The organism is Acetobacter sp. AN02 (genome assembly GCF_029759835.1).
Lineage (GTDB): Bacteria > Pseudomonadota > Alphaproteobacteria > Acetobacterales > Acetobacteraceae > Acetobacter.
Window position 1 is genome coordinate 22300 of sequence record NZ_JAJJND010000026.1, and the last position, 7600, is coordinate 29899.

General features: G+C 58.2%; 7 protein-coding genes. 2 read left to right on the forward strand and 5 right to left on the reverse strand.

Annotated features, from left to right (window positions below; genetic code table 11):
* Positions 1–129 precede the first annotated feature (129 nt).
* On the reverse strand, positions 130–2175 hold the full coding sequence (gene parE / locus LOC54_RS04995; protein ID WP_279312737.1) for a DNA topoisomerase IV subunit B: 2046 nt from the start codon (positions 2173–2175) through the stop codon (positions 130–132).
* A 51-nt stretch (positions 2176–2226) separates the two neighbouring features.
* The gene (locus tag LOC54_RS05000) at positions 2227–2787 is read right to left on the reverse strand and encodes a hypothetical protein (RefSeq protein WP_279312738.1); all 561 of its coding nucleotides are present in this window, start codon (positions 2785–2787) and stop codon (positions 2227–2229) included.
* A 228-nt stretch (positions 2788–3015) separates the two neighbouring features.
* Here LOC54_RS05000 and LOC54_RS05005 point away from each other — a divergent pair, with 228 nt between their 5' ends.
* Entirely contained in the window at positions 3016–3549 is a 534-nt protein-coding gene (locus LOC54_RS05005) for a hypothetical protein (RefSeq protein WP_279312739.1), read from the forward strand.
* A 42-nt stretch (positions 3550–3591) separates the two neighbouring features.
* On the opposite strand, the gene LOC54_RS05010 is transcribed toward LOC54_RS05005, so the two are convergent.
* Positions 3592–4041, reverse strand: coding sequence for an Rrf2 family transcriptional regulator (locus LOC54_RS05010; protein WP_279312740.1), 450 nt, complete (start codon positions 4039–4041; stop codon positions 3592–3594).
* A 152-nt stretch (positions 4042–4193) separates the two neighbouring features.
* Here LOC54_RS05010 and cysK point away from each other — a divergent pair, with 152 nt between their 5' ends.
* Positions 4194–5186, forward strand: a complete 993-nt coding sequence (gene cysK, locus LOC54_RS05015) for a cysteine synthase A (RefSeq protein ID WP_279312741.1) — start codon at positions 4194–4196, stop codon at positions 5184–5186.
* Here cysK and LOC54_RS05020 read toward each other — a convergent pair.
* Entirely contained in the window at positions 5173–6207 is a 1035-nt protein-coding gene (locus LOC54_RS05020; RefSeq protein ID WP_279312742.1) for a hypothetical protein, read from the reverse strand. The two genes, cysK and LOC54_RS05020, sit on opposite strands and share 14 nt — an antisense overlap.
* Positions 6208–6517: 310 nt before the next feature.
* A complete protein-coding gene (locus LOC54_RS05025; protein WP_279312744.1) occupies positions 6518–7270 on the reverse strand; it encodes a lysophospholipid acyltransferase family protein in 753 nt (250 codons plus the stop codon).
* Positions 7271–7600 lie beyond the last annotated feature (330 nt).

A 7600-nucleotide genomic window follows, 5' to 3' on the forward strand; every position in this document is an offset into this window, starting at 1 on the left:
TTCGGCAGAACTCCTCAGACTGGCAGAATCAGCAACAACCCGCCCGTCCGGACAGACGGGCCGGTCTCATGCCCGGGGGCTTTAGAGCATTTCCGGCCATCCGTCTCCCGCTAAACGCGCAGGAGCAGATCAGACGTCCAGATCCTCAACTGAACGGGCATGCTCCTGAATGAACGCAAACCGCAGCTCCGGCTTGCGTCCCATCAGGCTTTCCACACGCTCCCGCGTCAGGGCACGATCTTCCGGCAGGGTCACGACCCTCAGAAGCGTGCGGTGTTTCGGGTCCATCGTCGTCTGCTTCAGGTCGGCAGGCGGCATTTCTCCCAGCCCCTTGAAGCGGGACACCTCAACCTTCGCATTCGCCTTGAATGCGGTCTTCAGCTTTTTCTCACGATCCGCGTCATCCATCGCATAGACCGTCTTCGCCCCCTGGGTCAGACGATAGAGAGGCGGCTGAGCCAGATAGAGATGCCCGTTGCGGATCAGTTCCGGCAGTTCGCGATAGAAGAACGTCATCAGCAGGGAGGCGATATGCGCGCCATCCACATCCGCATCCGTCATGATGACAATCCGGCCATAACGCAGCTTTGAAAGATCGAACCGGTCTCCCACGCCGCAGCCCAGAGCCTCAATCAGATCCTTCAGTTCCTGATTCGCCCGCAGCTTCTCCGTGGTCGCACTCGCCACGTTGAGAATCTTGCCACGCAGCGGCAGCACGGCCTGAAATTCCCGGTTACGCGCCTGCTTGGCCGAACCACCCGCCGAATCTCCCTCAACCAGAAAAATCTCGGTCTCGGAGGCATTCTCACGCGTGCAGTCCGTCAGCTTTCCCGGAAGCCGCAGACGCTTCGTCGCACTCTTGCGCGGCGTTTCCTTCTGATCTTTCCGCCGCAGACGCTCCTCAGCCCGCTCGATCACCCGCGCAAGCAGAGCATCCGCCTGCTGCGGATTCCCGGCCAGCCAGTGGTCAAAGCGATCACGCAGGGCAGCCTCCGTCAGACGGGCCGCCTCCTGACTGGTCAGCTTCTCCTTGGTCTGCCCCTGAAACTGAGGATCACGCAGGAAAAGAGACAGCTTGCCGGCAACAGCTCCCAGAACGTCATCCGCAACAAGAGATCCGGCACGCTTTTCCGAGCGCTGCTCTCCCCAGGCCCTGAAGCCCTTGAGAAGCGCAGCCCTGCACCCGTTCTCATGCGTCCCGCCCAGCGGCGTGGGAATCGTATTACAGAATGAGGCAAACGAAGACGATCCGCTCTCCAGAAACGCGATCGCCCACTCGACCCGACCATTACCGGTCCCGTCCGGAGCTGCCGGAAGATCCGCCTCTCCGGCCCAGAGCGGCGCAAGAAGCGGTGCCTCCGCTCCCAGCTCATCCATCAGACTATCCGCAAGTCCGCCGGGGAAATGCAGCGTAGCCTCTGCGGGCGTCGGGTCACCTTCACGGATCAGGGACGCATCACAGGACCATCGGATCGTGACACCGCGGAACAGAAAAGCCTTTGCGCGACAGAGTTTATACAGCCGTGCCGGGGAAAAACCGAGCTTCCCGAAAATCTCCGTATCCGGACAGAACCGGATCAGCGTGCCGCGCCGGTTCTGCGTGGCGCCGATCTTCTCAAGCGACGTGACCGGCAGGCCCTTCTCATAAGCCTGTCGCCACACACCCCGGTCACGCGCAACCTCAACCTCAAAGCGGGATGTAAGCGCATTGACCACGGAGGAGCCTACACCATGCAGACCACCGCTGGTCTCATAAGCCTTACTGGAAAACTTACCGCCAGCATGCAGTGTGGTCAGAATGACCTCAAGTGCGGAACGATCAGGAAAACGGGGATGCGGATCAACGGGAATCCCTCGCCCGTTATCGCGCACGGAAACGAAATTCCCGGGCTCCAGAGACACCTCAATCGTCGTCGCATGGCCGGCAACAGCCTCATCCATGGAGTTATCGAGGATCTCGGAAACCAGATGATGCAGCGCCACATCATCCGTGCCGCCGATATACATGCCCGGACGCCGCCGGACAGGCTCCAGCCCCTCAAGAACCTCGATCGCAGAGGCGTCATACTGCCCGGATGCCTTCGCCCCGTCCGCCGCAGGTGAAGCAGCGGATTCGGATGAGGCCGCCGGAACAGCTTTCTTCCCGGGACCGGATGATGAAAAAAGATCGCTCATAGGGCCTGATGTCGTTTGCCTGCGCCCGTCACGTCAAGCCCCGTCTGCAGATCAGGCCTTGCTGGTGCGACGTGCGGCGCGACGACGGGACGAGGCACGCGCCTTGCCGGTCTCACGCTCGGACGTGCCGCAGGTCTCGAAGGATGCAATCTGCAGAATGTCCTTCGCTTCCGCGTAATTCGCCAGATCGCTTGCCGTTTCCAGCACCGCAACCTCGTCAAACATGCCCGTCCGCTGCATGCAGAAGATCGTTCCGGACTTCAGCCCCTCACGGGACTGCTCATTGGCAAGCTCCGTGTTGTAGCTGTCGTGCTGAACCTGACCGCTGCGGCCATAGGTGGAGCGGAAATAGGAATTCAGACGCGTATCTCCGTCCTGGAGATATTTCTGAAACTTTGTCACGAAAGCGTTGTACTTATCCTGAAGCTGGCAATCCAGACCGACAACCATCAGCTCGCTCTTCAGCTTCTGAATCGCAAAGGCCTCGCGCGCGGGTGAGACGCACGCCGCAGCCTGCGCCTGACCGGCCGCAAACTGCCCTGCAACAAGACCAAATCCCGTAACGACGGCCACGGCCGTTCTGAAACCCGCAAAACGCATCTGAACACCCACTCCAGCAAGAACTCCCGCTATTAAGCGACCAATTGTGGCCAGAAAGTGAAAACCATGTCCGCAGTACGGAACTTCACTGTTTCTTGCAGCTTTTATCACCCTGCGCCCTGCCCGACTCTTTCCACCCCGCCCGCCTTGCTTTACAGGCTGACCTTCTGATGGTGCCTGCCGCATCCGTGCGAATCGCATCAGATACGAACGACGCAACGCGGAGCCAAACGAGTGCGAGTGCGATTTCTTCTCTGCCCGGTGGTCGCTGCCGGTTTTCTGGCCGGCTGTAATCAGGGCCCGATTCAGACAGGGGCAGCAAGCGATCCTGACCCCTATGGCTATCTCAAGACATCCGCCGTGTGCGATGTGACCAGCCCGAAAACAGATACCCCGGACGCCATGAACGTCACCATGAAGGTGCGCAGTGACGATGGCCGGTGTATCTTCCGCATCTCCAAACCCGGCGGCGGCGCATATGCCTCCTTCGGCGTCTCTCCCTCTCCGGAACACGGCAAGCCGCTGCTGTATAATCTGAGCAGCCAGACCGTCATCTCCTACACCCCGACACTGGGATACAGCGGAACGGACACGTTCGGCGTGACCCTGATCCCGGGTGATGGCAGCCCGCGCAAGAACATGACCGTGACAGCAACTGTCGACGCAACCGGCGTCACCATAACCCGTCCGGTCGTGGTCGTTCCGGTCGCTTCGGAAAAGACGGTTTCCAAAACAACCGGCCGCCGCGTCACCAGATCACGGCGCCACAAGTAATCCGGAGAAAAGGGGGATCACACGATCCCCTGCCCCGGCTTCTCAGATGGAGAAGCTGATCGGCTCCGACAGCGGACGGCGAAGACCCTTTGCCTCCGCACGGCGGACCAGATCATCAAGAGTGACGGATTTCAGGCGCTCTGCAGCCTCCCGATCCTCTTCCTTCCAGAAAATATCCACAACCTTGACAAACAGAGGACTGGTCGGCCCGTTCGCGCCCTCTTCCTCCGCCGCCGTAATGACGCCGATGACATCCGACAAGCAGATGTCTCTCCGCGGCCGCCCGAGACGATATCCGCCCCTGGGTCCCCGGACACTTTCCAGCAGACCGGAGCGGGACAGCATCTGCAGCAAAGGCTCGATCCCCCTCCGCGCCATACCCGCACGCTCCGCGATATCAGCAGCGCTGACGGTTCCTGACCGACCGGCATAGAACGCCACATCGGTCATGATCAGAACGGCAACAAGAACCCGGTCATGGCGCAGAAGCATAGGTTTTGGCCCCTTCTCTGAAGCAGAGGAGATTTTCTCCCGTCCGCATGTTGCCTTCTACGCCGCTCCGGGCGGATAAAGAAGAACAGAAAATCATGTTCCACTATTTTTGCCTGTAATTGTTCCATATGCAAACCTCCCGAAAGAGTCGTATGACAGGAAAATCTACAAAAACGGTCCGTTCGGACAAAAATTCTGCGCCTCCGCGCGGCCGCGTCTTCGACTCCATAGTCCAGGCGGTTGGCGGAACTCCCCTCGTCGCCCTGCCGCGCCTGACGGAACATGACGACATCCCCGCCCGTATCCTGCTGAAACTGGAGTTTTTCAATCCGCTGGGCTCCGTAAAGGACAGGATCGGCGCAAGCATGATCCTTGCCGCGGAAAAACGCGGCGAACTGATACCCGGAAAAAGTGTCCTAGTTGAACCCACATCAGGCAATGCCGGAATTGCCCTCGCCTTCGTCGCTGCCGCACGAGGCTACAGACTGATCGTCACGATGCCGGAAGGCGCATCCGTCGAACGCAGGAAAATGCTCCGTCTGATGGATGCCCAGGTCGAACTGACACCGTCGCGCCTCGGTATGGCCGGAGCTATCGCACGGGCCAGAAAAATTCTTGAAGAGACCCCCCATGCCTGGATGCCCGCGCAGTTCGAGAACGAAGACAATCCTCAGGCCCATGCCCTGACGACGGCCCCGGAAATCTGGGATGATACGAATGGCGAGGTGGATATCGTGGTGTCAGGCCTCGGAACCGGAGGTACGGCGTCCGGCATTGCCCATGCCCTGAAAAAGCTGAAACCTTCCATCGAGGTCTTTGGCGTCGAGCCCGCAGAAAGCGCGATCCTGAATGGCGACGAGCCCGGCCCCCACGGAATTCAGGGAATCGGCCCGGGCTTCCGCCCCCGCACACTCGATACCGAAGCACTCAACGGCGTGCTGACCGTCTCCGAACGCGAAGCCATCGCCGCTGCCAGGCGCTGCGCCCGCATGGAAGGCATCCCCATCGGTATATCCTCAGGTGCTGCCCTTCATGCAGCCATCACCCTCGCGCGGCAGCCGGAAAACAAGGGAAAGACCATCGTCGCGATCGTCCCCTCCTTCGCAGAGCGCTATCTTTCCACACCCCTGTTCAACGGCCTCTGACTTGCCCGGCAGGTCGTTCACCGGTTTTCAGGGCGGAAATCACATTCAGGGCCCCCGTCACTGAAACGCCCCCGAGACGCCAGTCCCCGTTCCGCAATCGCAGCGGAACGGACAAGGCAGATGGTCGCTGCCGCTCGCCCTCTGCCTTATGTTTCTCCTGCCGGTCCCGTATCTGCAGCAGAAGCGCCCTGAGCTGAGGAGACAGGGATACATCTCCAAGCAGAGAGTCCGGCAGATTATTCAGCCCGCCGACCCTGAGATCAAAATCTCCGGCCGAAATACCTTTCACACGCTGGAACCGCCCGGACAGAGACCAGGTCAGAGGCGTCTGATCTGCCGTCAGAAAGTGCAGCAGAACCGTATCACCTGCCGTTTCTGCCCGCAGCGTCACGGCCAGTTTAAGATTACGGATAACATCACTCAGACCTGAGACGGCAAAAGGACTGAGAATCTCTTCCGTCTCTGCCTGCGCAGAAATCGTTCTCCCGCCGGCCGGCAGATTATCGCCCTCCAGATTCACCGCAAGGCGACGGAAAGAGACAACCTGCGGGAAAATCCCGGAAATCTGTCCCTCAGGCACATGCACCAGAATCCGGTGATCGCCGGAAATCTTCCCGGAAATACCAGGCCCGCCGACACTTCGCAGTCTGATCACCTGATCAGGCTGCCCCTCTGCGGAAATCCGCAAGGCAAGCACTTTCATTTCGCTGAAATGCGGAGCCAGGAAAGGAAAAAGAGACTGGCTGATAACCACCTGGTCTGCCTCAGCCTCTGACTTACCCGTGCCATCAGGAAAGCCCGTCAAGAAATGCGGCTGCTGCAGATACAGGCGCACGGACCACAGCCCACGCTCATAGTGCCTGCTTTTCCAGGACAACCCTCCTCCGACCTGACTCAGCCCGTCCGTGAGGCGTGTCTGAACTCTGGCTGACAGACTCTGCCTCAGACCAGCCAGCACCATAAGCAGGACACACAGGACAGCGACGGACCATATAAAGGCCCGCACACTTCTCAGGGACACTGCACCGGATCCGTCAGTTGGAATTATCCACAATCCTTCATGAACTATACAGTTTAATAATCAGACCCGGTCGAAAATTAACCACCGGTAATATGAGCGCAGCGGAATAAACAAAATCTTCAGGGAATACCGCGCGATACGCAACGCCCCATAAAGCTTCGCCTTATTTTCGCCATATATGCGTCACTTTCCGGCCGAAAAATTTTAACGTCCGTTAACAGGTTGTCCGCTGTCTCCACTGTTTATCTCGTGCCGGCCCACAGAGTTATCCACAGATTCTGGGGATAAACGATTTTCTCAAGGTACAGTCTCAGCTTTTCGACGCTGTAGAAAAAGGAGAAACAGCCCCCCTGTCGGCAACCTGCCTGATCCGCTCATCTCCTTCCTTCCATGCCTTCGCGATTTGCTCCAGCAGGGCGGCCCGATCTGGGCTCTCAACCGGATCACACACAACAATGGAAATCGTACCAGGGCGCTTGAGAAAGGCAGAGCGCCCCCAGTATTTTCCGGAATCCGTCGTCACCGGCCAGACAGGAAGCCCCGTATGCTTCGCCATAGCGGCAACACCGGGCTTGGGAGCAACCGTCTCGCCATAGACCACCCGCGTCCCCTCCGGGAAAATGATGATCTGCCGCCCACTCCGGACCGCCTGATCCGTCTCACGCAGCAGACTCCGCATGGCCTTGGCCGCCCCGCCCCGCTCCACAGGCATCATACCGGTCAGAAGCAGCATCGGCCCGACCAGGGGAATACGCGCCAGTTCCTCCTTCATGACGTAGGCAGGCAGCGGAAGGCGAACCATCCAGACAAGCGTGTCAAAAGCAGACTGATGGCGGGAGGCAATCAGTAAAGGACCGTCAGTCGGCAGCTTTTCCAGCCCCTCGATCCTGTAATCCGTATGGCAAATCACCCGAAGCCCGGCGAGAAGCAGACGGCACCACAGACGCGCATAGCCAAGCGCAGCATTGCGGAATGCAACCCGGACAGGCAGTGCGCCCAGCCCCATGAGAAGGGTCAGGCTCGTGGAATAGATCAGAAAAATGAGAGAGCGGATGATCACCATAAGGCGGGAATGACCAGAAAACCGCATCGGATGCAACTTACGGTTTACCACTCTATAAAACACATTTATATTTTAATATACTAATTATAAAAAATATATTTTTATTTCATAATTTATTATATATAATTAATTTTATTTCATTTTTTGAAGTAATATCCTAAAAATAATAAAAATTGTATTTGCATTCACCAAACCACAATCCGGAAAAGGTCTTGAGCTGATCTCCAGCCCTGCTCAGATGCACAAGCCGCTCTTACGTCGTGTCGTCAGTTAAGCAGTATGATGATTGAGGCGAACTGCACGGCTGCGAGGAAAGTAGATTTGAGTTTG